Origin of the sequence: Hymenobacter mucosus (genome assembly GCF_900188255.1) — a bacterium.
In the GTDB taxonomy this organism is placed as follows: domain Bacteria; phylum Bacteroidota; class Bacteroidia; order Cytophagales; family Hymenobacteraceae; genus Hymenobacter; species Hymenobacter mucosus.
Map to the genome: position 1 here is coordinate 732,921 of NZ_FZNS01000001.1, position 24,380 is coordinate 757,300.

General features: G+C 55.3%; 25 protein-coding genes. 13 read left to right on the top strand and 12 right to left on the bottom strand.

Annotation, left to right across the window (positions count from 1 at the left end; genetic code table 11):
- The first annotated feature begins 18 nt into the window (after positions 1 to 18).
- A complete protein-coding gene (locus CHB83_RS03090) occupies positions 19 to 1,131 on the top strand; it encodes a serine hydrolase domain-containing protein (protein WP_089331614.1) in 1,113 nt (370 codons plus the stop codon).
- On the opposite strand, the gene CHB83_RS03095 is transcribed toward CHB83_RS03090, so the two are convergent.
- The gene (locus CHB83_RS03095; protein WP_082455414.1) at positions 1,132 to 1,830 is read right to left on the bottom strand and encodes a DUF1361 domain-containing protein; all 699 of its coding nucleotides are present in this window, start codon (positions 1,828 to 1,830) and stop codon (positions 1,132 to 1,134) included.
- 253 nt (positions 1,831 to 2,083) lie between these two features.
- Between CHB83_RS03095 and CHB83_RS03100 the strand changes: the two genes are divergently transcribed.
- From CHB83_RS03100 to CHB83_RS03120, 5 genes are all read left to right on the top strand, one after another.
- On the top strand, positions 2,084 to 4,063 hold the full coding sequence (locus CHB83_RS03100) for an ABC transporter substrate-binding protein (RefSeq protein WP_089331615.1): 1,980 nt from the start codon (positions 2,084 to 2,086) through the stop codon (positions 4,061 to 4,063).
- 101 nt (positions 4,064 to 4,164) lie between these two features.
- Positions 4,165 to 5,490, top strand: a complete 1,326-nt coding sequence (hemL, locus tag CHB83_RS03105; RefSeq protein WP_045686912.1) for a glutamate-1-semialdehyde 2,1-aminomutase — start codon at positions 4,165 to 4,167, stop codon at positions 5,488 to 5,490.
- Positions 5,491 to 5,671: 181 nt separating this feature from the next.
- Entirely contained in the window at positions 5,672 to 6,547 is an 876-nt protein-coding gene (locus tag CHB83_RS03110) for a hypothetical protein (RefSeq protein ID WP_143436977.1), read from the top strand.
- A 101-nt stretch (positions 6,548 to 6,648) separates the two neighbouring features.
- Positions 6,649 to 7,185 (top strand): dCTP deaminase, encoded by a 537-nt coding sequence (gene dcd, locus CHB83_RS03115; RefSeq protein ID WP_045686910.1) that lies wholly within the window; start codon positions 6,649 to 6,651, stop codon positions 7,183 to 7,185.
- 257 nt (positions 7,186 to 7,442) lie between these two features.
- A complete protein-coding gene (locus CHB83_RS03120; protein WP_052694872.1) occupies positions 7,443 to 7,964 on the top strand; it encodes a hypothetical protein in 522 nt (173 codons plus the stop codon).
- A gap of 79 nt (positions 7,965 to 8,043) precedes the next feature.
- On the opposite strand, the gene gldC is transcribed toward CHB83_RS03120, so the two are convergent.
- Both gldC and dnaN read right to left on the bottom strand, forming a co-directional pair.
- Complete coding sequence (gene gldC, locus CHB83_RS03125; protein ID WP_045686909.1) at positions 8,044 to 8,382, bottom strand: gliding motility protein GldC; 339 nt, start codon at positions 8,380 to 8,382, stop codon at positions 8,044 to 8,046.
- Between the two features lie 132 nt (positions 8,383 to 8,514).
- Complete coding sequence (gene dnaN / locus CHB83_RS03130) at positions 8,515 to 9,639, bottom strand: DNA polymerase III subunit beta (RefSeq protein ID WP_045686908.1); 1,125 nt, start codon at positions 9,637 to 9,639, stop codon at positions 8,515 to 8,517.
- Positions 9,640 to 9,786: 147 nt separating this feature from the next.
- On the opposite strand from dnaN, the gene CHB83_RS03135 reads away from it, so the two are divergent.
- Positions 9,787 to 10,653, top strand: a complete 867-nt coding sequence (locus CHB83_RS03135) for a DUF7003 family protein (RefSeq protein ID WP_045686907.1) — start codon at positions 9,787 to 9,789, stop codon at positions 10,651 to 10,653.
- 2 nt (positions 10,654 to 10,655) lie between these two features.
- Here CHB83_RS03135 and gldG read toward each other — a convergent pair whose 3' ends face one another.
- The 4 genes from gldG to CHB83_RS03155 form a co-directional block, all read right to left on the bottom strand.
- Positions 10,656 to 12,380, bottom strand: coding sequence for a gliding motility-associated ABC transporter substrate-binding protein GldG (gene gldG, locus CHB83_RS03140; protein ID WP_089331617.1), 1,725 nt, complete (start codon positions 12,378 to 12,380; stop codon positions 10,656 to 10,658).
- Between the two features lie 130 nt (positions 12,381 to 12,510).
- Positions 12,511 to 13,236: a gliding motility-associated ABC transporter permease subunit GldF gene (gene gldF / locus CHB83_RS03145; protein ID WP_045686905.1), complete on the bottom strand. Its 726-nt coding sequence runs from the start codon at positions 13,234 to 13,236 to the stop codon at positions 12,511 to 12,513.
- Positions 13,237 to 13,337: 101 nt separating this feature from the next.
- On the bottom strand, positions 13,338 to 14,240 hold the full coding sequence (gldA, locus tag CHB83_RS03150; RefSeq protein ID WP_089331618.1) for a gliding motility-associated ABC transporter ATP-binding subunit GldA: 903 nt from the start codon (positions 14,238 to 14,240) through the stop codon (positions 13,338 to 13,340).
- A 123-nt stretch (positions 14,241 to 14,363) separates the two neighbouring features.
- Positions 14,364 to 15,056, bottom strand: a complete 693-nt coding sequence (locus tag CHB83_RS03155) for an SDR family oxidoreductase (RefSeq protein ID WP_045686923.1) — start codon at positions 15,054 to 15,056, stop codon at positions 14,364 to 14,366.
- An 88-nt stretch (positions 15,057 to 15,144) separates the two neighbouring features.
- Between CHB83_RS03155 and CHB83_RS03160 the strand changes: the two genes are divergently transcribed.
- A complete protein-coding gene (locus tag CHB83_RS03160; RefSeq protein ID WP_245855278.1) occupies positions 15,145 to 15,849 on the top strand; it encodes a GIN domain-containing protein in 705 nt (234 codons plus the stop codon).
- Positions 15,850 to 15,895: 46 nt separating this feature from the next.
- Here the strand turns inward: CHB83_RS03160 and CHB83_RS03165 are convergent, their stop codons facing one another.
- On the bottom strand, positions 15,896 to 16,609 hold the full coding sequence (locus CHB83_RS03165) for an SDR family oxidoreductase (RefSeq protein ID WP_045686922.1): 714 nt from the start codon (positions 16,607 to 16,609) through the stop codon (positions 15,896 to 15,898).
- 115 nt (positions 16,610 to 16,724) lie between these two features.
- Between CHB83_RS03165 and CHB83_RS03170 the strand changes: the two genes are divergently transcribed.
- Positions 16,725 to 17,456, top strand: coding sequence for an MlaE family ABC transporter permease (locus CHB83_RS03170; protein ID WP_089331620.1), 732 nt, complete (start codon positions 16,725 to 16,727; stop codon positions 17,454 to 17,456).
- A gap of 97 nt (positions 17,457 to 17,553) precedes the next feature.
- A complete protein-coding gene (locus CHB83_RS03175) occupies positions 17,554 to 18,363 on the top strand; it encodes an ABC transporter ATP-binding protein (RefSeq protein WP_089331621.1) in 810 nt (269 codons plus the stop codon).
- 90 nt (positions 18,364 to 18,453) lie between these two features.
- On the opposite strand, the gene CHB83_RS03180 is transcribed toward CHB83_RS03175, so the two are convergent.
- The 4 genes from CHB83_RS03180 to CHB83_RS03195 form a co-directional block, all read right to left on the bottom strand.
- Positions 18,454 to 18,999, bottom strand: coding sequence for a YfiT family bacillithiol transferase (locus tag CHB83_RS03180; RefSeq protein WP_089331622.1), 546 nt, complete (start codon positions 18,997 to 18,999; stop codon positions 18,454 to 18,456).
- Between the two features lie 174 nt (positions 19,000 to 19,173).
- Positions 19,174 to 19,797: a bifunctional nuclease family protein gene (locus CHB83_RS03185; RefSeq protein WP_045686902.1), complete on the bottom strand. Its 624-nt coding sequence runs from the start codon at positions 19,795 to 19,797 to the stop codon at positions 19,174 to 19,176.
- Positions 19,798 to 19,889: 92 nt separating this feature from the next.
- Positions 19,890 to 20,867 (bottom strand): electron transfer flavoprotein subunit alpha/FixB family protein, encoded by a 978-nt coding sequence (locus CHB83_RS03190; RefSeq protein ID WP_089331623.1) that lies wholly within the window; start codon positions 20,865 to 20,867, stop codon positions 19,890 to 19,892.
- 111 nt (positions 20,868 to 20,978) lie between these two features.
- Complete coding sequence (locus CHB83_RS03195) at positions 20,979 to 21,719, bottom strand: electron transfer flavoprotein subunit beta/FixA family protein (RefSeq protein ID WP_089331624.1); 741 nt, start codon at positions 21,717 to 21,719, stop codon at positions 20,979 to 20,981.
- A 77-nt stretch (positions 21,720 to 21,796) separates the two neighbouring features.
- Between CHB83_RS03195 and CHB83_RS03200 the strand changes: the two genes are divergently transcribed.
- From CHB83_RS03200 to CHB83_RS03210, 3 genes are all read left to right on the top strand, one after another.
- Complete coding sequence (locus tag CHB83_RS03200; protein ID WP_089331625.1) at positions 21,797 to 22,138, top strand: tetratricopeptide repeat protein; 342 nt, start codon at positions 21,797 to 21,799, stop codon at positions 22,136 to 22,138.
- Between the two features lie 99 nt (positions 22,139 to 22,237).
- Positions 22,238 to 22,915, top strand: coding sequence for a response regulator (locus CHB83_RS03205; RefSeq protein WP_045686921.1), 678 nt, complete (start codon positions 22,238 to 22,240; stop codon positions 22,913 to 22,915).
- Positions 22,916 to 23,022: 107 nt separating this feature from the next.
- A complete protein-coding gene (locus CHB83_RS03210; RefSeq protein ID WP_089331626.1) occupies positions 23,023 to 24,372 on the top strand; it encodes a sensor histidine kinase in 1,350 nt (449 codons plus the stop codon).
- Positions 24,373 to 24,380 lie beyond the last annotated feature (8 nt).

The window sequence follows — 24,380 nt, forward strand, 5'->3', positions numbered from 1 at the left end:
GCCCGCACCCTTTCTGATATGAAGTACCTAGCAAGTGTTTTTGCGTTCTGCTTACCTGTCAATTTTGCGCAGGGGCAGTCTCTTGCTAGTAGCCAGCCCACGTTGGACAGCCTGATTCAGGTGCATAGGATTCCGGCGTTGCTTGCCGCCGTGATAGAGCCTACTGGTATTCGCTACCTGCACGGGGGCGTGCGCCAACAAGGGAAGCCCGCACCAGCCGCCTTTACCGACTTTTTTCACATTGGCTCCAATACTAAGGGTATTACCAGCTTTATTGCTGCCAAGCTGGTAGAGCAGGGCAAAATTCGGTGGGATTCGCCGCTAGCGGCAATAGTGCCCGAACTGCGCGGCAAGGTTCGGACGGAGTACGCCGCCATCACGCTTGCCGACCTCCTCTCACACCGTGCCGGCATTCGTCCCTACGCAAGCGGGCCAGAAATAGACGCCCTACCTTCTTTCAGTGGTTCGATTTCCCAAAAACGCCTGCAATTTGCCTTGCACACGCTACAGGAAAGCCCCGCAGTGCCCAACCAATCGCCATTTGCTTACTCCAATGGTGGCTACGCACTGGCGGCTCTCATGCTGGAGCGGGTGAGCCATCGTTCGTGGGAGGAGCTGGTGGCGCGCACATTCCGCACCCTAGGCTACCGGCACCGGATAGGATTTCCTAATCGGCAGGATGCTACCCAACCCTGGGGCCATTGGCTGGAATCCCCTACCGACTCGGTGTTTACGGCGCTGGAGCCATCCATACCCTACCATATTCAGGATTTCCTGGCTCCTTCCGGGGACGTGGCTATGCCCCTACCCGATTACGCGCGCTTTGTACAGCTGCACCTACTGGGGCTCCTGGAGCAAGCTAACTACCTTCGGGCAGCTACCTACCAGCAGCTACACTTTGGTCAGGAAGCTTATGCGTATGGTTGGGGCAACGGTACGTTTACGGGTTCGGGAGCTAGATTTAGCTTTCATGACGGCACGGTGGGCACCTTCTTCTGCCACACCTTTACGGTCCCAAGCCAGAAGGTAGCCTTCGTGGTCATTACCAATGCCGGTGGCGCCCCGGCTCAAGCTGCCTGTTATGCATTGCGCCGGCACCTTTTACGGCGCTTCACCGCCCATACACTCTAGTTACCTAGCTGTCTCAGCACCTTCTCCTACTTGCCCCATTAGGCGCACAGTAGCGTAGCCAAGCAGCAGAAACACCCCGTACAGCACAGTTACGCCCCAGGCATCGAGGTGGGCCCGGGGGTGCAAAATGCAGCTGATGATGTCGTAAAATAACGCTAGCGGGTTGGTCACCACGTCCCAGCTGTTGAAACGTAGGTAGCGGCCCAGGAAGATACCAAAGGAGCTGAGCACCAGGGCTACCGTCGCGAAGGCCCAGCCACTCCACCAGCCCAGGCGGCGCGCCACGAGCGCGTGCATGTCGCTAAGGGAGGCATAGGCCAGCATTACCCCGTTCCAAGCGCAGGTAAGAATCAGGGCGAGGTCGTACCAATAGGGTACTGCAGCGCGGGGCTCTAAGTGAAATAGGTCGGTAAGTATGTAAGGAGCGTTGGGGAAAAACAGCAGCCACACTGCTCCCACTGGCAGCAATACACGCGCTTTCAAGCGCCCGGCCGACAGTCCGAGCATGGTGCTCAATCCAAACGGTATCAGGGCCAGAAACAAATTCCACAGCAGGAACACAAACGTAATCTGGTGCGTCAGGAACACCCGAAAAGTAATCAGCACTACGCTAAGCGTGAGCGAAGCACCCAGCACCAGCATCAGATTCAGGCGCTGACGAATTTGGGGCAGGGATAGAGTGGCTAGGGACATTGGCATATCTACAAGTAAGACAATTTTAATCGACGATGGTAACGGTGGCTGAAGCCGAGCAGTATTGCTGGGCCAGAAAATTTTATTGTAAGCAAGCCCACTACCCCCAAGGCGGAACAAGGAACCACTGGGTCAGGCCTTACACTAGGTAGGTAACACACCACATCTTCCGCGGCGTTCCTGCGTACCTTTGCGCGAGCGGAGCGTGTTGTTGCGCCCCATCTGTTTCTCCCGCCACCTCTTCCCTGGCCCCTCTGCTATGAGGTATCTACCTGCCCTCCGGCTTGCTGCTTGCTGCGCTGGCTTCGTTCTGACGTTGACGGCCCATGCCCAACAGCCAGCTGCCAAAAAGCCCGCCACTACCCCGCCGACCACCTCTACCAAACCGGCAGCGGGCACAAAAGCTACTACTCCTGCCAAGGCCCAGCCCGCTACTACGTCGGCAGCGAGCAAGGGCAAGGCAACCCCAACGACTACCAAATCAGCCGCCACAAGGGCTGCCAAGCCCACCCCTACCTCGGCTACTACTACGAAGCCCGCTGTTACGCCATCGGCCCGGCCAGCTGCTACGGCCGCCAAGCCGGTAGGCCCTCCCCTCCCCACCAACATGGGCTCGGCAGACCCCAACATACGCTACAAGAACGGAAAAACGCTTATCGACCAGGCGCGCTACGACTTGGCCATGCAAGAGCTGGAGCCGGTGGCAGCCAACGCGCAGTTTGGGCGAGCTCCGGAGGCTGCTTACCTCTACGCGGTAGCGGCCAGCCGGGCGCAGAAATGGGCCGAGGCTGAGCAGATGCTTAACCTGCTTCGCAATCAGTACCCACAGTGGTCTAATCTGCCCGAGGCGTTTTTCCTGCAAGGACAAGTTTCGTTTGAGCAGGGCGACTTCGACAATGCCTTGCGCGTACTTGCGCAGCTACCTTCAGACCGCCTCGCCACGGAGCGAGAGAACATGAAGGCGGTGTATCTCCCGCGGATAAAAGATAAGGCTACCTACCTGAGCCTACTCAAAACCTACCCTCAGGAGGCCGCCCTCGGCCGTGCCTACGCCGATAAGCTAGCCAACGGTGGGTGGTACACCGACGACGACCGGACCCAGCTCGACCAACTTATTGCCCAGTTTTCGTTGGACCGTGCCCGCTACACGCCCCGCCCCCGAGCCCAAAAGAAGAGCACGTATAATATTGGCGTGCTCCTACCCTTTGAGTTTGGTGACCCCAGCTGGGAAACACGCCGCAAAAACCAGTTTGTGACCGACCTGTACGCCGGCCTGCGCATTGCCCAGGATTCACTGCAGCGGGAAGGCCGCCCAGTACAGCTATTTGCCTACGATACAGGCGCCGATACGCTGCAGCTCAAGCAGGTGCTTGCCCTGCCCGAGCTGGCAGGTATGGACTTGATAATTGGGCCGGTATACAAATCGGGCAGCAAAATTCTAGCGCGCTACGCTCAGCAGAAGCAGATTGTGGTAGTAAACCCCCTTTCTGAAGACGGTGCGCTGGTGTTGGACAACCCCTGGCACTACCTCTTCGAGCCCAGTGCGGCCACGCAAGCCCGGCAGGCTGCTCAGTTTGCTTTTACACGTTTAGGCGGCCCTCGCACAGCTCTGGTACTCTACGAGGATAACAAGGACGAAGCCGCTTTCGGGCAGGCATATAAGCAGACGTACGAAGCCCTAGGGGGCCAAGTAGTACAGTTGCGGCGTATCAACTCCGATGTGGAAGAATCCTTAGCCGCGGGCTTTGCTGGAGTTGACCTCAAAACGATTGGGCACCTTGTGGTAGCATCCAATGGGAAGAAGGCTGGTCCCTATACATTGGGCTTGCTACAAACCCAAACCCCGCGCCCCCCTCTTATCACCTACGCTTCCTGGCTTGAAAACAACCGCGTGAGCTTAGGCCAACTTAATGCCCGCAGCGTGTACTTTGTGCACCCCAAATTTACAGACAAAACATCTGAGGGGGTGCGCCGCTTCCGCCAGCTCTACACCCAGCGCCAGAACTTACCACCGTCCGTCTTTGCCTTCACTGGCTTCGAGCTGCTGTATTACTTCGGCAACCAACTCCACCAAAACGGCCCGGCCTTTCAGCAGGCGCTGGCTACTGGTGGCCCGGTGTCGGGGTCAGTATTTCAGGGCATTGGCTACCCCGGAGGTGCGCACGATAACCAGTACGTGCCCATTACAAAACTTGAGCGCTTAGAGGTGGAAGTACTGAACCCCGTAGGCATTCGCTAGGTTGTACTATAAAGGCTGGGCATCAGCTCAGCCGGCCCCCGCGCTATCATTTCATGCTGTTTGCGAGGCGAGTATGCCGCTTCGACTTCTCCCTTTTTCTTATGTCTTCTTCAACTACTGACACCCCCAACCTTACCCTCACCACTAGCGACACCTTGTTCACGCGCGCTAAGGAGCATATTCCGGGCGGCGTAAACTCACCGGTGCGCGCTTTCCGGGCGGTGGGTGGTCACCCGGTTTTTATGCAGTCGGCTAAGGGTGCTTGGCTGACCGACGTGGATGGCAACCAATACTTGGACTTCATCAACTCTTGGGGGCCCATGATCTTAGGGCACGCCCCTGATCTGGTACTAGATGCCGTGCAGCAAGCCGTACAAGGTTCCCTGTCGTTTGGTGCGCCCACTCGCCGCGAGGTAGAAATGGCCGAGCTGATCAAGCAAATGGTGCCCAGTATTGAGAAGGTGCGCCTCGTGAATTCGGGTACGGAGGCTACCATGTCAGCCATTCGGGTAGCGCGAGGCTACACGGGCCGCAACAAAATCATCAAGTTTGAGGGCTGCTACCATGGCCACGGCGACTCCTTCCTGATTGCGGCTGGCTCGGGTGCCCTTACCCTCGGCGCCCCCGATTCGCCGGGCGTGACCCAGGGTGTAGCGCAAGATACGCTCACGGTACCCTACAATAACTTGGCGGCAGTAGAAGAAATCATTGCGGCTAACCCCAACCAGGTAGCGGCCCTCATTCTGGAGCCGGTAGTTGGCAATATGGGGCTTGTAGCGCCGCAGGAAGGCTACTTACAAGGCCTACGCGACTTATGCACCAAACACGGCATCGTGCTGATTTTTGACGAGGTGATGACGGGCTTCCGTTTGGCCCGCGGTGGCGCTCAGGAGCTCTACGGCATCAAGCCCGACCTCACGACCTTAGGTAAAATCATTGGGGGTGGCATGCCAGTGGGTGCCTACGGTGGCCGCCGCGACATCATGGACCAGGTAGCGCCAGCAGGCAAGGTGTATCAGGCCGGCACTTTGTCCGGCAACCCTATTGCTACGGCCGCGGGCATCGCCCAGCTTACCTACCTCAATGAGCACCCTGAACTCTACGACGAGCTTAACCGCATCACGACCCGTATTGCGGATGGCACCCGCAACATTGCGGCCGAGCTGGGCTTAAACTACACGGTAAACCAGGTAGGCTCCATGTTCAGCCTGTTCTTTACCGATCAGCCCGTCACGGATCTGGAGTCGGCAAAGGCTTCGGATACTGAGGCTTTTGGGCGCTACTTCCGGGCCATGCTGCACCGGGGTATCTACTTAGCGCCAGCACAGTATGAAGCGCTGTTCGTGAGCACTGCCATTACGGATGAGCTAGTAGAGACCTATCTCACGGCCTGCCGCGAATCATTACTGGAAGCGCACGGCCTGTAAGTCCGTCCGGCTACGCGCCAACGCTCCGTAGAAGACCTTCTTGTGCCGATACCCGCCGGTAGTCCGACGAGTGTTTCAGCACGGGAAGGTCTTTTCTGCGCTTGACTACTGCGGTTTTCTTGCGCGGGCCGCCAAACCGCATGGGGAAGCGCTTACCTTTGCGGCAAACCTGCGTAGCCTTATGTTCCGATTTCGTCAGCTGTTCCCGTTGTTTTTGCTGGTTTGGCTTGTGATTCCCGGCCAACTCCGTAGTCAGACTGAAACACCCGCGGCCGCCAACAAGCGCCTCTTCGACCGGACCGTGGATGAGCTGAACTTTCGCACCATGGAAACGGTGTACGATAAGTCCTTTGCTCGCGGCAAGTTTCCTTCTTCCTTGCGCACAACCAAAGCCCGCCGCGAGTTCGATAACTTCCCTGGACGTCCTGACCTGGAAAAGCTCTTTCAGAACTACAACAGCGTGTCTGAACGGTTCAAGAGCCGCTTTGGGCAGGGTCGCACCGATTTAGTTGAGTTCGAGAAGCAGCTGAACACCATTCTGGTTGATAAGAACTTCGAGTTTTTCATTCGGGTGCTACCGCGCGATGAACGGATATCCATCATTCGAAGCTTGCAGCGCGCCATTAAGCAAGCCGCTGCTCAGTTCAATGCCTCTCAGGACCCCGCTCCGGAAGAATTAGCCGCCGATGGTGCTACCGTTCCGCCCGCCGTAGATGGGGAATTGCCCGCTAGTGCTGTTCCCCGCACCCCCGCATCCACGGAAGACCTGCAGCCTGAGCCCGAAGTATCCTTGCCTACCGAAACGGCCATCGGTTACACCGGCCCCCGTTCCCTGGACGTGGCTCCGCGCCACGATTGGATGGACTACCTCACGCTTATGCTGACAGGCGGCTCCTTCCTACTAATGCTGTACATCATCACAAGCGTTCTGCCCGATCTGCGCACCCGTATCGACAGTCTGGCAGAGGAGCAGGACCAGGCACTAGCTAAAAAGCGCACTCGCACCCGGACTGCCCTCCCCGAAGACCGGTACGAGGACGAAGAAGAAACCACCTAAAATCTAGTGGAGCCCAGTTGCTACACCGTCTGCTTAGTAGTAGGCCTCTTGTACGCCGCCGAGCCGCCCAGATTTTTGACGCTTACACTTTATTCTCTCACATGATTCTCACCGACCAGCAGATTCTCGCCGAAATTGAGCGGGGCAACATCATCATTGAGCCCTACGACCGAACCTGCCTTGGCACCAACTCCTACGATGTGCACCTAGGTCGCTACCTGGCTACCTACCGCGACGCCGTGCTGGACGCGCGTAAGCACAACGAAATCGACGTATTCGAAATCCCTGCGGAGGGCTTTGTATTGCAACCTGGCACGTTGTACTTGGGCGTGACGGAGGAGTACACCGAGAGCCACGCCCACGTCCCCTTCCTGGAAGGGAAGAGCAGTGTTGGCCGCCTTGGCATCGATATTCACGCTACTGCGGGCAAGGGCGACATTGGCTTTTGCAACACCTGGACCCTGGAAATTAGTGTGTCGATGCCGGTGCGGGTGTACCATCTCATGCCGGTAGGCCAGCTTATTTATTTTGCTGTGCAAGGGGATGTAGAAACGTTTTACAACCGCAAAACCAACGCCAAGTACAACGAGCGTACAGACAAGCCCGTGGAGTCCATGATGTGGAAAAACCGGTTCTAACCCGTACGCATTAAGCCCCAGATTGCCGGCACGAACTGGCTATCTGGGAAGTGCGAGCTACCGTCTACCTCGGCCGTAATAGGAAACCAGCTGGCTAAAACCCAGAGAACGAGGCAGCAGGTTTTTTAACTGGACTAAACTCGTTGGCATAATTTTTCGTTAGGCATACAAGACAGCGGCACTACCTAGCTCGGCTTTTTTACTCCGAACTTCATCTGCCGCTTTTCTTTTTTAGAAGCTCAACGCCTTAGATACCGATGAGAAAGCAACTTGCCACTGCTGCCCTGCTGCTTACCGCCACCCTCGGCGTTCAGGCCCAGCAGAAACCTTCCCTAGTACAGCCCCAAGATAAGACCCAGCCTTCCCCACGCCTCAACCCGGTGCAGGAGCGCGCAAAACGCCTCTCCGACCAAATGGCTCGTGAGCTGCGTCTCAATGGCTACCAAGCTACTCGTTTGCGCGCCATCAATGAGGATAAAGTAGCCAAGATGGCGGCTATCGAGAAGAAGAATGCTGGAAATCAGAAGCTCATTACGCAGCAGTGCGACGCAGTGTGCAAAGAGCGCGACCGGGAATTGCAAGCAGTGCTGTCTACTGACCAGTACAGTAACTACTACGACTCCCGCGCTACGTTCCGAAAATATGATAGCGACTACGCTGCACGAGCTGCCGACGCTATTTTCGTGAACTCCGTGCAAAATCCTCTGCCAGCTAGTAGCCGCGGTGCCATCTTAGCCCCCGCTCGTACCACAACTACTCCCGCCAACAACGGTCGGTAGGCCATATGGCTCTATATAAGAAAAGCCCTGCCGGTGATCCGGCAGGGCTTTTTTTGTTTACTCACGGGTGTAGCAGCACTTACTTCTGATTGCGCTCCTCTTCCTCAATGTGGTCCATGAGTACGCGGCACAGGTCGCGCATCTTAGTAGCCATTACGGAGTCATTCGTAGCAGTTACAATGCTCTCGGCCATGGCGCCCATGGTGTCCACGTAAAAGCGCTTCATCTCGTCTACGGGCATCTCCTTAGTCCAAAGGTCGATCTTCATAGTGCCCCGCTCGTCCCGATCCCACAGGGCAATGTTAATGGCCTTAGCGAAGTGAATGTCAGGGCCCGCGTCGGTGGCCGACCAGCTAATAGCCTCGGGCACCTTCTGATCATCGAGGGCGATGCTGAAGCGGATTTCAGATTTTTTCATGCGAAAGAGGTAAGAAAGAACGTCATGCTGACGAAGAGAAAATCTCGCCGAAGGTAAGTTTATTACCGTGACACGCGAGGTGCTTTCTTCGTCAGCATGACGTTTTGAGTTGAATGATCTGGTAAACCGTCGTTACACGTAGTTGTTTAGCATCACTGGCATTACCAGCATCAGAATGCTCTCGTTATCGTCGGGGGTAGTAGGCATGAGCAGGCCGGCACGGTTGGGAGTGCTCAGCTCCAGGGTAATTTCCTCGGAATCGATGTTGCTCAGCATCTCGGTCAGGAATTTGGCGTTGAAGCCGATTTCCATGTCCTCACCATCGTATTGGCAAGCCAGCTTCTCGTTTGCCTCATTCGAGAAGTCCAGATCTTCGGCCGAAACTGTCAGTTCCGAGCCAGCTAACCGCAGGCGTACTTGGTGAGTAGTCTTGTTAGAGTAGATGCTGATGCGCTTCACCGAGTTTAGCAACTCTTGGCGGCTGATAATGAGCTTGTTGGGGTTAGATACCGGAATCACGTTTTCGTAATCGGGGTAGCGCTCATCAATCAGACGGCATACCAGACGCATCTGGTTGAAGGAGAAGAAGGCATTGGAGTTATTAAACTCTACCCGCACGGTAGTTGTCTCGGAGGGCAAAGCCCCCTTCAACAAATTGAACGCTTTGCGCGGAATGATGATGTTTGCCGTTTGGCCCGCTCCTACGTCGGAACGACGGTAGCGCAGCAAGCGGTGACCATCGGTAGCCACGAAGGTTACCTGGTTGTCGGCTAGCTGTACCAAGATGCCCGTCATAGCGGGGCGCAGCTCGTCGGTGCTAACGGCGAAGATGGTTTTGTTAATAGCCCGCGACAAAGAAGACGAGGGCATTTCTACCGGGGCCGAGCCCTTCACTACCGGTACACGGGGGAAGTCGGTAGCATTTTCGCCAGCTAGCTTGTAGCGGCCATTGGAGCTGGCAATTTCGATAGTGTAAGTTTCCTCATCCAGCGTAAACGTAACGGGCTGGTCAGGCAGGTTCTTGAGCGTGTCGAGCAGGATGCGGGCGGGGGCAGCAATACGGCCGCTTTCGCGGGCCTCCACGGGTAGCTCCGTCATCATGCTGGTCTCCAGGTCGGAGGCCGTAATCGTCAGCTTGCCGTCCTCAATCTCGAAGAGAAAATTCTCCAGAATGGGCACCACGGGGTTGTTCGTAACCACGCCGTTGATGCTCTGCAATTGCTTGAGCAAGGCGGAAGACGAGACGATGAACTTCATATAGGCGGATGGTTTGGCAGGCGTTTGGGGAAGAGGACAAAGATAGGAAACGGGCGTGGGGTTTTCTAGCGCCCTAAGAAGCCGAAACGGCCCAAATCCTTACTTTACCGTTGATTTCTTTCGCCCAGCTTTATAGTGCTTATTTCTATGCTTTCAGACCAGGAGATACTCCATACGCTTGACCACTCCAACGATGGATACTATAGTAGGTTCATTCCGCTAAACCATCCTTATTGCTATCTACTAGACACGCGGCTGAACTTATTCCGCAGCCAAGACGGATGGGCTATTGCGGCAGAAATACTAGGGTATAGCCCGCGCGGTGGCAGCATTGAACTACAAATTTTCTACTACGGCAACTGCCTCATCAACCTCGAACAGTACAACGGCTGCAGCGTCAATAACTCTACCGTGTATCCTATCAGTGAGGCGTCTTACGCAGCTGCTACGGCGCACGGGATGCTTACTCACGATGCAACCACCCTGAGCATTCGCGGTCAAGAAGTTGCACTCAGCCATAACAAGGCTGACTATGCACGAGCGGGTATTGAATTGGTCGAGTTCGAGCCAGGCAGCATTGATATTCAAGAAGCCGGCCGACTACTTATCACCGAGCACCAGCACTTATTACGGGCCACCGATGCAGAGCTCTATACATGCATCCCCCCGCACCTCGATAAGATTTTAGTGCTCGATGAATGGTACCATAAGGATTTTACGATAAGCTCGCCCAAAATCATGACAGAGGAAGATATCAGGCAAGCGTACGATCTTAACCACCCTATTGGCGGCTTGCATGGCATGAGTTTCGAGACGTTGCGAAGCACCATTCGGGCTCAGGAGGAACGTACCAACCAACAAGCTCTCCAAGACTGGAATGAGAACCGCCCAAGCAGCTACGAAACGTGGCAGCAGCTAGCGAAGGTGCTGGCTACCGGCGACCCAGTGCACTACAACCCAACCGTAATGCCTACTACACACTGGTCTAACTGGCCAGAATCAGGGGAGCTATAGTTTTATTTCCCGAATGAAGCATACCGCCGCTTGCGCAGCCAAGCGCGCACGGCCCCAAAGAGACCTAAGAGCGCCAGAGGCAGCACTAGGTTCAGGAGCTGCCAGCGGCGGCGTTCCTCTACGGCACGGAGCTTGTCGAGGGGGCGCAGGGTGACTTGCTTGCTACGTACGGAGATGAGGCCCGACTCATCGAGTAAGTAATCAACGGAATTGAGCACCAACTCCCGGTTGGCAAATTCGGTATTGGCCAGGCGGTCGAAGCCGAGGCGGTAAGGCCGGTTGGTTTTCGCGTCTACCTCATTGCGTACGAAGTCACCATCGGAAATCACTAAGATTTTAGATGCCCGCGCCCCAGATAAGCTTTCTGGTTGGAAGCGGGTAGTACCTGGCTCGGCGCGGTTGGCAAACAAGGAGCGGAATTGGCCTTCTAATAGATAGCCAACGGGCTTGAACTGCTGCTGGTATAACTTCTGATCGGGTTCTAAGCGGGCATCGTTGAGGTTCACGGGCACCGGGGAGGGCAGCACCCGAGTGTAGCGCGAGGTAAACAGAAGCGGCGTCTTACGAATACCCGCGGCCTTTACCGTATCAATACTGCTCACAAACTTGGTGTACACAGCATCGAGGTTGCGGGTAATGGGGTGCTGGCTGAAGTTGTTGATGAGCGGATAAAATTGCCAGGGCATGGGCTCCACCTTGGGCTTGTCGCCGAGGGCGCCCGTTACCAGCGGAATCACCCCGGAGTTCAGATCGAGCAGTAAGTCGGGGTTCACCCGTACCCCGTACTTAAATAGCAGATCATCCAAGTTTAGTTGCAAGGGGAAGGACAGCATGCCGCCGCGGTTAGCACTATCCAGATTCACGCGCATGGCGTCTACAAAAAACAAGGCATTGCCCCCTTGAGTGATAAACTGATCCAGCTTGAATTTCTCGGGTTCCGTATAAGCGGCGGTAGGTTTAGCAACTACAAGAGCGCTAAGCGTTTTCAGATCCTGGGGGCGCGACTGGGCCAGATTTACCCGAAACACGTCGTAGAACTGCCCAAGCGAGCCGATTAGGTCGCCGGCTTCCAGGTTGGTTAGCTCACCATGGCCCTCCACTACCCCAATGCGCTTGCGCCGACCAGGGTTTAGCTTGCGAATGGCGCTGGCCAGTTCGTACTCTAACCCTTCAATGCTCTGATTTAGGCGCACATCGGAGGGGGCGGCTTGGTTGCCACGCAGCAGTAGCACCTGTTGCTCTTTACCACCAGCCGCCACCGTAGCCCAAGGGAAAATGATTTTCTCTACCCGCTTCCCATTCTCATTGGCGCCCAAGTTGGTAGGACGCAGTCCCTTTTTCAGGAGAGCAGTGTAATAATCATTGCGGGCCTTTTCTGTACCGGCCGCGGAAGGGTCCACGAATACATAGTGCAGGTTAGAGCCGCCATACACTTGCATCTCATTGAGCGTTTCCCGAACCGACTGCTGCAGACGGCGAAAGGCGGGCGGAAAGTCACCGTCCAGATACACCGTCACTGTTACGGGCTGCTTCAGGTTTTCCAGGAGCTGCTTTGTAGCCCCTGCCATGGTATAGCGCTTTTCCTCCGTGAGGTCGAGGCGAAAGAAATAGAGCCCACCAAGAAAATTAAGCAAGAGCAACGCCAGCAGCGCCACGCCAAAGCGCGTCAGGTCGCGGCGCTTGCGAGATGTAACCGGAGTAGTTGTATCAGGTACAGGAGAAGCCATACAGTGGCAAATTCAAAATCAGATTCTGGGTAATGAAAGCAGGTAGTAGCGGCGAAGTGCCTATTGAGGGCGCAGCATACCACGGGGCGGCTGGGTACTATTACCCACAAAGGAGAATGCGGCCCAAGGGTTACCAGTTCCGGCTCTGCAACACCAGGCGCGTACCCAGTAGCAAGCCCGCAACTAGGCTGAAGAAATACAGCAGGTCGCGGGAGTCGATGAGGCCTTTGCTGATGTCACGGTAGTGGGCCGCAATGCCCAACTGGCTGATATAGTAGGCCAGTGTACCGTCGAAAACCGATGCTAGCGAATCGAAGCCGGAGTACACCAGAAAGCAGCCGACTACCGCCACCAGAAACGCAATAATCTGGTCGCGCGTGATGGCCGAAGCCAAGATGCCAATGGCTGCAAATACCGCCGCCAGCAGCGCCAGTCCCAAGTAAGATCCTACCGTAGCCGCCGAGTCGATATTTCCCTGGGGGCTACCCAATTGGTATACCGAGTAGTAGTACAGCAGCGTAGGCACCAGCGCCAGCAAGGCCAGCAGCAGGCAGGCCAGATACTTCCCTCCTATTATCTGCCCATCGGTGAGCGGGCGAGTAAGCAGCAGTTCAATGGTGCCCGCCTTCTTTTCCTCGGCAAAGGTGCGCATGGTGATGGCGGGAATCAGAAACAGAAAAATCCAGGGCGCCATGTTGAACAACGTTTGCAGGTCGGCATACCCGTAATCCAGCACTGAGCTGTCGGGGAATACCCACACAAACAGCCCCGTAGCCACCAGAAACACCCCAATAACAACGTAGGCTACCGGTGAGCTTAAGAAGGCATTGAATTCCTTGCGAAGTATAGAGTACATCAGCTAGATGTGGTAATAGTGAAAGGAGTAGGGTGCTGACACTGAGTTGCAGTGGCGTTCTAGCATACCGGCCCTACTTAAGCGAAGAACCAGTTAAGAAGCTACTTGGTCAGGGACTGAAACACCTGCTCCAACGACTGTTCTTCCTGCCGCAGCCCCAGCAGCACCCAGCCATGGGAGGCAGCAATTCGAGAAATGGCAGCGCGTTGATCAAATTCCGCACGAATAAGGTAGGTGGAGTCCTTTTCTAGCACCACACTATTGACCCCATGCAGCATAGCAAGAATATTTAAGTCAACAGGCTGCTCAAATTCAGCGCGGATAACCATCTCGCCCGCGGCGCGAGCCCGTAGCTCGGCTACCGGCGAATCGGCTACCAATTGGCCGCGGTTGATGATAACCGCGCGGGAACATAAAGCGGCTACTTCGGGCAGAATATGGGTGCTGAAAATAACCGTCTTATCCTGGCCCAGTTCCCGAATCAAGGTGCGAATTTCGCCAATCTGGTTTGGGTCAAGGCCCGTGGTGGGCTCGTCGAGAATAAGCACTCCGGGGTCGTGGATGAGCGCCTGGGCTAGCCCCACGCGCTGACGGTACCCCTTCGACAACGCCCCAATAAGCTTGTTCTGCTCTCGCCCCAGCCCCACGCGCTCCACCATTTGCTGTACGCGCTGGCGGCGCTGGCTTCCTTTCAGGCCGTGCACCGAGCCAATAAATTCCAGGTACTCATGCACGTACATGTCTAAATACAGCGGGTTGTGCTCGGGCAAGTAGCCCACCCGACGGCGCACTTCCAGGGGGGCTGTTTGCACGTCGTAGCCATCTACTACTACCGTACCGGCCGAGGGAGGCAGGTAGCCCGTGGCAATCTTCATGGTAGTGGACTTACCGGCCCCGTTCGGACCCAGAAAGCCTAAGATTTCGCCCTTGCCCGCCGTGAAACTGATGTTGTTCACTGCCACTTGGGGGCCAAACGTTTTTGTCAAATGCTGTACTTCTACCATATACTACTAAGTGAAGCGTCTGCTTCGTACCTCCATGAACGGTGGCTGGCGCAGGATAGTGCAAGCACTTTGGTTGCCACGGGGGCGCTACTGCCTAGCTCGCGCTAATAAAGTGCTTGCTGCTTATTTGGGCTGAGTAGGCCGCATTTGCAGCTCCGAAATCATAACCGTTTGGGGTGCTTCCAGGGCATGCACAATAGCAGCGGCAATGTCTTCGGGTTGCATCTTGTGCGGGTCGGGCTCCTGGCCGGGGGTAGCCCCGTTGAAGTTCGTTTCTACCGAGCCGGGCATTACGCAGGTCACTCGCACACCATCGGGGCGCACTTCCTTAAATAAGGCATCCGAGAAGCCACGCACCGCATATTTGGTAGCGCAGTAGCCGGCCAGGTTGGCACTGCCGGCCGTGCCGGCCAGAGAAGCTACGTTGATGATATGGCCCTGCTTCTGCTTTTTCATTTGCGGTAGTACCGCCTTGGTGCAGTAAAAAACACCGTGCACATTGGTGTCGAACATGGCGTGCCAGTCTTCGGAAGAAAAGCCATCTACCGGCCCAAAGTTGCCGATGCCGGCATTATTGACCAAGATGTGCACTTCGGCGCCGAGTTCCCGCTGGGTATTCATGAAGGCTTCCTGCACGGCAATTTCGTCACGAATGTCACAGTCGAAGAACTGAAACCGCTCATGCGTAAGTCCTTCGGGAGCAGTGCGGCCCCACCCTGCTACTGTGGCTCCGCGAGCTAGCAAGGCCTCCGCCGTGGCATACCCAATTCCTTTGCTGACGCCTGTGATAATGGCTACCTTGCCGCTTAGATCCATAGCTGTCGTGATGTCTAGGTTTGAAATATGGGTGCAAGGTAACGCCCTCCCGCGGCTTTTGTGCGTCGGAATTACGAGTGTGGCAGCCATGCTGTGGCTATCGGCTTGCCAGCAAGACAGCGAAGCGGGATGCTTTACCAGTACGGGGCGCGTGGTGACGGAGCGCCGGGAAGTACTGCCCTTTCGCACTCTTACGGCGTACGACAACGTACGGGTATCCATTGTGCAAGACACGACTACTTACGCAGAGGTAGAAGCTGGTAGAAACTTGCAGGCCGATATTCGGTTGGCTGTGGAAGGAAATGAGCTTACCATTCGCAACACAAGCAGTTGCAACTGGGTGCGCCGCTACGATACACCGCGCGAAGTAACCATCCACACGCCTACCCTTACCGACGTGTTCCTGCGCGGCCAAGCAGACGTCCGTACCATAGGAACATTCCGCGCCGACACCCTATTCGCTCACCTCATTGGGTCCGGCGACTTTCACTTGAATCTGGCTAGCCGCTACTTAAATATGGATCAGTATGAGCTAGGTGATTTGCATCTGGAAGGCGAGACGGATGTCCTCGTGCTGACTATTGGGGGCAATGGTAGTACGTATGCGGCTGGCCTGCCAGCCAACCATATCTACCTCCACACCAACTTCGACAGCAATGGAAATGCGCACTTCACGCCCAAGCAGTTTTTGGGAGGTACGCACGCCGGCACGGGCACCGTACGCTACAGTGGTACCCCAAGCAATGGCCTAAGCTTGCAAATTACCGGCAAGGGCAAAGTAGCACAGGAGTAGGGTATCCCCTACTCCTGCACGTGGGGGGCCTAGGTTGGACCTGCTCTTATAAATCACCTAATTGGGGACGGATAAGCAACTCCTCAACTACTGCATGGGGGGAAAGGCTGAAAGTGCTGAAAATGGCTTCGGCTACGTCTTCGGCTTTCACAAAGCGTTCAGCGGGCAGGTCGGTGCCGGCCCAACTAGCGGTTAGTGTTGCGCCTGGCAGCACCGCCGTTACCCGGATGTTGTGCTCCTTCAATTCCTCGCGCAAGTTTTTGGTCAGGCCCAACAATGCAAACTTAGCAATACCGTATGAGCCCCCGTTAGGGTACGGCATAATGCTGGCGGTGGAGCAAATGGTGAAGATGTGGCCGCCGCGCCGCCCAATGAGGCCCGGCAGCAACGCCAGCGTTACATCATATGCACTGAGCAAGTTTACCGCTAGCATCTGACGCAGTTGGGAGCCATCCTGAGGCTCGTCTTGCAACCGGCCAGGAATAAACGAACCCGTATTATTAATTACTACCTCCACCTCTCCTAGGCCAAGCACAAAGTCGGTGAAACCTCTGGTTTCGGAGGCTTGGCTGAGGTCGGCGGGAAAGGTGTGCAACACGGCACCAGGGTACGTGGCTTGTAAATCGGTGGCTAAGTCGTGCAAATCCTGAGTTGAGCGGGCACACGTAACCACCGGAAACCCAGCCGCCCCAAATCGAAAGACGAGGGCCCGGCCAATTCCCTTGGTACCGCCGGTAATCACTACGAGTTTTTTTTCCATTCCTTTGATTGCTGAATAGGTTTTTACGTACGTCAAATGCATAAGCCCGGCGGTAAAGCCACGACCACCAATTCGGGCACAAGTTTCCGCTTTTCCTTTCCTTGTTTCGCTTTTTATGGTCAAATCCTTCGGCGAATTTCTACTCTTCATTCAAAGCATGCTCTTCCGGAAGGAACGCTTCGGCGTGCTGTGGAAACGCATAGTAGATGAGTGCGTCATCATTGGCGTCGATTCCATTTTCATTGTCGCCATCGTTTCAGCCTTCATTGGTGCTGTTACGTGCGTGCAGATTGCCTACAACCTTACCAACCCGCTCATCCCCAAAAGTACCATCGGCTATATGGTGCGCGAGATGACCATTCTGGAGCTGGCACCTACTATTACGAGTATTGTACTGGCGGGCAAAGTAGGCTCTAGCATTGCGGGGGGCTTGGGCACTATGCGCATTACAGAGCAAGTATCGGCCCTGGAAGTAATGGGCATCAACTCGGCCTCGTACCTAGTGCTGCCTCGCATTATAGCGGCCATGTTTATGTTTCCCCTTCTCGTGATTCTGGCCATGGCGCTGTCCATCATTGGGGGCTACCTAGCCGGTTCACTCACGGGCGCTATTTCGGCGCAGGAATATATTGAAGGCATCCGTACCGACTTTATTCCTTACAACATCCTGTTTGCCCTGATTAAGTCGGTGGTGTTTGCGTTTCTAGTGTCAGCCATTTCTTCGTTTAAAGGGTTTTTCACCCAAGGCGGTGCACTGGAGGTTGGTGCAGCCAGCACCACGGCCGTAAACAATTCCATCATTGCCATTCTGGTAGCTGACTTCGCCTTGGCCGCCATACTGCTGTAAGCAAAACAAGCATCTGCCAGTTACTATCAAGGAAGCCGACTTCACGTAGGTCTTGGCGCATCCAATAACGCTGACAGCAGACACAAGACTTTAAAAGATGATTGAAGTTCATAACGTTCAGAAGTCGTTCGATGGGAACCAAGTGCTGAAAGGCATCAACTGCACCTTCGAAACCGGCAAATGTAACCTACTGCTGGGGGGCTCCGGCACCGGTAAGTCGGTGCTATTGCAGTGCATTGTGGGGCTAATGAAGCCCGACATTGGCAGTATTACGTTTGATGGCACGGTGTTCACTAATAATAAGGTGGACATCAAGCAGGACATCCGGCGTAAGATTGGGATGCTCTTCCAGGGCTCTGCCTTGTTTGACTCCATGACGGTGTACGAAAATGTGGAATTCCCCTTGAAGATGCTCACGTCGGACATGAGCAAGGAGGAGCGCCGCGACCGAGTGGAGTTTTGCCTGAAGCGGGTGGGCCTGGAAAACGCGGGCGCCAAAATGCCCTCCGAAATTTCGGGTGGTATGAAAAAGCGAGTAGGTATTGCCCGGGCTATTGCGCCCAACTGTACCTATCTATTCTGCGACGAGCCTAACTCAGGCCTAGACCCGCTTACCAGCATCAAAATCGACGAGCTCATTCACGAGATTACGCACGAGTATAACATCACCACCGTGGTAGTAACCCACGACATGAACTCCGTAATCGAGATTGGGGACCACATCATTTTCCTCTACAAAGGCCTGAAATTGTGGGATGGCAACAAGGATGAAATCTTGAATGCTCAGGTCCCCGAGCTCAAGGAGTTTATCTTCAGCAGCAGTCTAGTCCGGGCAGCTAAGAAGGTAGATGATGAAACCGAAGGTGGCTTAGCCGCGGCCACAACAGATGAGGCTATTAATATTTAAGCACCTGAGCGCTCCTCTCCTTCTAAAACACATAATGGCCGGCCCTATGTAGGACCGGCCATTATGTGTTTTAGTGCAGCCGTGAGGCGCTTACCACTGCTCGCGCTGACGTAATTCTGTAATGTGCGCTACATGATGCCGACCATGCCAGGCATAGAGTGCAAGGGCCTGGTCGAGAGTGAAGGTACGCTTGCTGCCAGGATGGTAGAAAGTTCGGGCCCACTGCTCGTCAGTCAGATTGCGCAGCAGAATTGTCCAGCGGATGTGCAAAGCTTCCAGCAGAGCCAACGAAACGGCCGTGGGAGTGGCTCCTACATCTGGTAACGCTGCCCATGCTTCCTCATCGTAGGGGCTGATGGTAGGATTGTCTTCCGTTAGGGCCAGCCGGAAGCGGCTGTAGCTGTTAAGGTGTGAGTCGGGCAGATGGTGAATTACCTGGCGCACTGTCCAGCCATCGGGTCGATACGGAGTGTCCAGTTGCGTAGGGGTGAGGCCAGTTACAGCGGCCCGCAGTTGGTCAGGGAGCAGTGAAATTTGCGCGATATACGCCGTGCGGCTCCCCCGTTCCAACGGTTGTTCGGGTAAGGCCGGCCGCCCGATGGGGTAGCGCAAATCTTGTTTAAGGGTTGTTTCCATAGAAGAGCAATCAGAGCAATCAGAGCAATTTACGCCAGCAAAAGTACAACAGGGAAGATATTCTACTACTGAAGCTTCCAATAAGTGCCCGTACGAAGCGTGGGAAGGCAATATGAAAAGCGGCCTCCCCGAAAAGAAAGGCCGCTTTAGTAGGTGTTGATAGAAAGGAACAGCTTATCCGTTGCGTTTGTTTAACTCGTCCCGGATTTTGGCTGCCTTCTCGTAGTCCTCGTTAGCCAAGGCTTGGCTCAACATTTTATTTAGTTCTTCCATTGACACCTGCCCACTTGGCTCGCGGGGCATGGGCTCCGGAGTAGTAGGCCCATCGTTGGTGTCGTCATCATCCTCATCTTCGTCGTCCGAATCCTCTTCAGAGTTTTCATCGAGGTCAGATAAGATAATTCCGGCTTCGCTAAGTACGCTTTCTACGGTGAAGATAGGAACGCCGAAACGCAGTCCGATGGCAATGGCATCGGAAGGGCGCGAGTCTAGCTCGAAGGTAGTGGCTCCATCAGAGCACACAATCTTGGAGTAAAACACGCCTTCTTTCAAATCGGAAATCAGAACTTCCAGCACGGCCACATGTAGTTGCTCCGCAAACGACTTAAACAAGTCGTGCGTGAGCGGCCGATTTGGGTTAATCTTCTCTATCTGGATGGCAATACTTTGTGCCTCAAACATACCGATGATGATCGGCAAACGCCGGTTGCCGGTTTTCTCACCCAGGATAAGGGCGAAAGAACCGGACTGCGACTGGCTGGACGAGAGGCCCAGAATTTCGAGGGGTATCTTCTTCAAGGGAAATCGAAAGTGTTAATGAGAGGGAGGTGAAAAATGTGGCTGCGAATGAGAGCAAGCCTGCTCCCAGCCACAGCCACACATTAATCACATTAACCTAATTCCTTTACTGCTTGGGTTAGTTTAGGCAGTACGTCAAATACGTCGCCTACGATGCCATAATCGGCAGCCTTAAAGAACGGAGCCTCGGGGTCTTTGTTGATTACCACAATTACCTTAGAGGAGTTTACGCCCGCCAAGTGCTGAATTGCGCCGGAAATACCACAAGCAATGTACAGGTTAGGCGATACGGTAATGCCGGTTTGGCCTACGTGTTCGTGGTGAGGGCGCCAATCGACGTCGGACACTGGCTTAGAGCAGGCCGTGGCAGCCCCCAAGGCTTTAGCAAGGTCCTCAATTAGGTTCCAGTTCTCGGGGCCTTTCATGCCGCGGCCACCCGACACAACTTTATCGGCTTCGGGCAGCAGCACGCCGCCGGCCTGGTCCTGCATTACGACCTGCTTAGGAGCATCCGCAAAGTCGGCATCAGTTAATTGCGCCGAGAATGACTCTACTTGAGCCGTCTTGCCAGCCTCGTGTAGGGCCTCAATAGAGTTTTTCTTAACGGCAATGATTTTCCGGTCGCCCGACAGCTTTACATCGGCCAGGGCCTTACCCGAGAAGGCACCGCGCTTCACCGTGAAGGCACCACCATCTACCTTAGGCAGTTCTACTACGTTCGTAGCCAGGCTAGCCTGCAAGCGCACCGAGAGGCGCGAGCCCACGGCAGCACCAATGTTGGAGTTGGCTAGTACCAGCACTTTGGCGTCTTCCTGCTGGGCCGCCGCCGCAATCAGCTTGGTGTACGCACCGTTTACAAAATCCTTCAGACGGGGCTCAGCATCGTAGAGCACTTTCGTAATACCCTGCTCGCCTAGGGCGGCTAAGCTCGCTTCGGTCGCTTCGCCTACGGCCACAGCCGTAGCTGTGGTACCGAGCAGTTGGGCTACCTGGCTTCCGTACGAAGCTACTTCCAGCGAGGACTTCTTTACCTCGCCGCCATCACATTCAACTACAACTAAAACAGACATTTATTTAGACATGAGGAGTGGGAAAAGAGAAGCGCAGTTTGGTGGAGCAGCAACAAATGAAACGCGTGGGGTGCGCTTGTCCTGGGTTTGCTACTGCTCCCGCTTCTTCCTTTAGATAACTTTAGCTTCGTTACGCAGCAGCTTGATCAACTCCCCCGCGCTTTCGGCTGGGATGAGTTTCACGCCTTGCTTCTTGGGAGGCAAGGCATACTCAGCTACTTCCGTACGGGCCGCGTCGCTGGTAGGCTGTACTACTTTCAGGGGCTTGGTGCGGGCCGTCATGATGCCGCGCATGTTGGGGATGCGGGGCTCGCACATGGGCTGCTGGCAGCTGGCAACGAAGGGCGTGTTTACTTCCACAATTTCTTTACCTCCCTCAATTTCGCGCTCCAACGTGGCAGTAGTGCCGCTCATGTCCAGCTTCATGGCTGGCGCTACCGTAGGGATACCGAGCATCTCACCTACCATACCGTGCACCTGGAAGCCGTTGTAGTCGATGCTTTCCTTACCCATCAGAATAACATCGTAGCCGCCTTCCTTGGCAACGCTAGCAATCTGCTGAGCTACGAAGAAGGCATCCGTAGGGGCCGCGTTGACGCGAATCGCGTCGTCGGCACCAATGGCGAGGGCCTTGCGAATGTTGGGCTCGGTGTCAGCCTCTCCTACGTTGAGCACGGTAACGGTGCCACCGCCTTGGGCTTCTTTCAGCTCAATGGCGCGGGTGAGGGCGTATTCATCCCACGGATTGATGACGAACTGCACGCCGGCCTTGTTGAACTCCTTATTATCGGGCGTGAAGGTAATTTTGGTGGTCGTGTCGGGAACGTTGCTGATGCAAACGAGAAACTTCATCTACGGCTGCTTGTAGTGGAGGAGAAACTAAGGGAAAGTCCCAAATTTGGGGCGAAGATACTGAAAACTCCCGCCCAATGGATATGACGCCGAGCCGCCTGCAACAACTCCTGGCCTTCTACGAAGAGGACCCCACCGACCCATTTATCATTTACGCGCTAGCCACGGAATACCGAACTACGGAGCCAGGGCGGGCGATGGAGTATTACCAAAAATTGCTCGAGGAGCACCCGGAGTATGTGGGTACGTACTACCACGCTGGGAAGATGCTTCAGGAATTAGGAAAGCCTGAAGAAGCCGAAAAAGTTTACCGCACGGGCCTCACCGTAGCGCGGCGAGCAGGCCAGATGCACGCAGCCAGCGAAATTCAACAAGCCTTAAACCAACTGCTGGGCTTAGATTACGAGGATGAAGATTAGCAGGCCGTAACCCGCTGTGATTTGGCAACGCTATATTCTCCTCAAACTTTCTCGGTCCCGTAACTGGTCCTGCTACGTTTGCCTTACCGTCTGCATGCTGTGAAAATACTACTAGTTGAGGATGAGCCAAAGGTTTCCGCCTTTATTCGGCGGGGTTTAGAGGAAGAGGGCTTTGAGGTGGAAGTTGCTTACGACGGACGCTTTGGGCGCCAACTAGCCCTCTCCCATTCGTACGACCTCATCATTCTGGATGTGATATTGCCGTACGCCAGTGGCTTGGAGGTGCTCCAAACCCTACGCACCCAGGACCAGCAAACCCCGGTGCTCATGCTCACGGCCCTAGGCACCACCCAAGACAAACTAGATGGCTTCAACGGCGGGGCCGACGACTACTTGCTCAAGCCTTTTGATTTTCCTGAGTTGGTAGCCCGGGTGCATGCTCTTACCCGCCGCCGGGGGCAACAAATCAAGAGTGCGGTGCTTTCTCTCGCCGACCTTACCTTGGATACTGCCGCCAAGACGGTGACTCGTGCCGGGCAGCCTATCAAGCTCACCGCCCGCGAGTTTGGCTTGCTTGAATTGTTCATGCGCCATCCGGGCCGCGTGTTGAGCCGCGCTGAAATAGCCGGCGACGTATGGGAAGAGTCGTTTGACGCGGGTTCGAACGTGGTAGATGTGTACGTAAACTACCTGCGCAATAAAGTGGATAAAGGCTTCTCCCAAAAGCTATTGCATACGGTGGTAGGTATGGGCTACGTATTGCGCGTGGAGAGTTAGGGCATCACCAGCAGGTAGCTGCGTGGCTGTACTCTAACTCTCCGACTCGCATCCTTTACGCATCTTACACCGGCTAATCCTACCTCACATTCTGCTTTGCTTGTCCTATGACCATCCGTAACCGGCTGACGTGGTTATTTCTGGGGCTGGTGGCCGTAATTCTGCTGGCCGTTATGTCGGTGGTGTACATTCTGCAGGCTGATTACACGCACGAAGAATTTCATGTGCGCCTGCGGGACCGGGCCGAAGTAACAGGGTATGTTTTCTTGGAGCAAGACGAGCTGCGGGCCGATGCTTTTCGAGAATTTCAGCGCCGCTACCTCCGCACGCTTACTAACGAGGTGCTGCAGATCTACGACGCGCAGTTGCAGCCCCGCTTTATTGAGCAGGACCGGCGCATCATGATTTCCGAACACCTGCTGGCGCGTATCCTTGCAGAGAAGGAAGTATACTTTCAATTGGGGAGCCGCCAGGCGGTAGGGCTGTTTTACCAAGACAACCAAGGAGAATACATCATTGTGGCGGCCGCCGAGAATCACTCGGGGCGGGCCCGTTTGGAGCATCTGGCTACCATGCTGGCGGGTATCTTCGTCAGCAGCATAGTGGTTATTTATATAGCTGGGCGGGTATTTGCGGGCAAGGCCCTGGCTCCTATTGCCGCCGTTAATGACCAAGTAGACCGCATCACCACCCAAGATTTACACCTACGCGTGAATGAGGGCATTAGCAATGAGCAGGACGAGATAACGCGCCTAGCCCGCACCTTCAACCGCATGCTGGAACGGCTGGAAGATGGCTTCGAAACCCAGCGCACGTTCGTCAGCAATGCCTCGCATGAGCTACGTACGCCGCTTACGGCCACTATTGGGGAGTTGCAGGTGCTCTTGAACCGGGAACGGGAGCCAGCCGCGTACCGCGAGGGCCTTGCCTCGGTGTTGTACGAGCTGCAACAACTCAAACTATTGATTAACAATTTACTGGACCTAACCCAAACTAACTCCGGCAACACTGAAGAAATCAGGCTGGATGAATTGCTGTGGGAGGTACGGGAGGCGCTGGCGCCCGATCAGCGCCTTCGCGTGCACATCACGCTGGGTGAGTTGCCCGAGGAAGCCGACCAGCTGGAAATCAAGGGCAACCGCCAGTTGCTGAGCCGGGCGCTGGTGAACCTGCTCGACAACGCGCTCAAATATTCGCCCGAAAACCAACCGGTGGAGGTGCAGTTCAATTACCGCCACGGGCAGCGGCAAATTCGGGTGCAGGACCACGGCATTGGTATTGGAGAGAAAGAGCTACCCCAGATTTTTCAACCGTTTTTCCGGGCCGATAATGCCCGTGCTGTTACGGGGCACGGCGTAGGGCTGCCGCTGGCCCGCAAGATTGTGCAGCTGCACGGCGGCGAGTTGCGTATCAGCTCCCAGCTAGGCGCGGGCACCTTGGCTGAGGTGGTCTTTTAGCAGGTGTT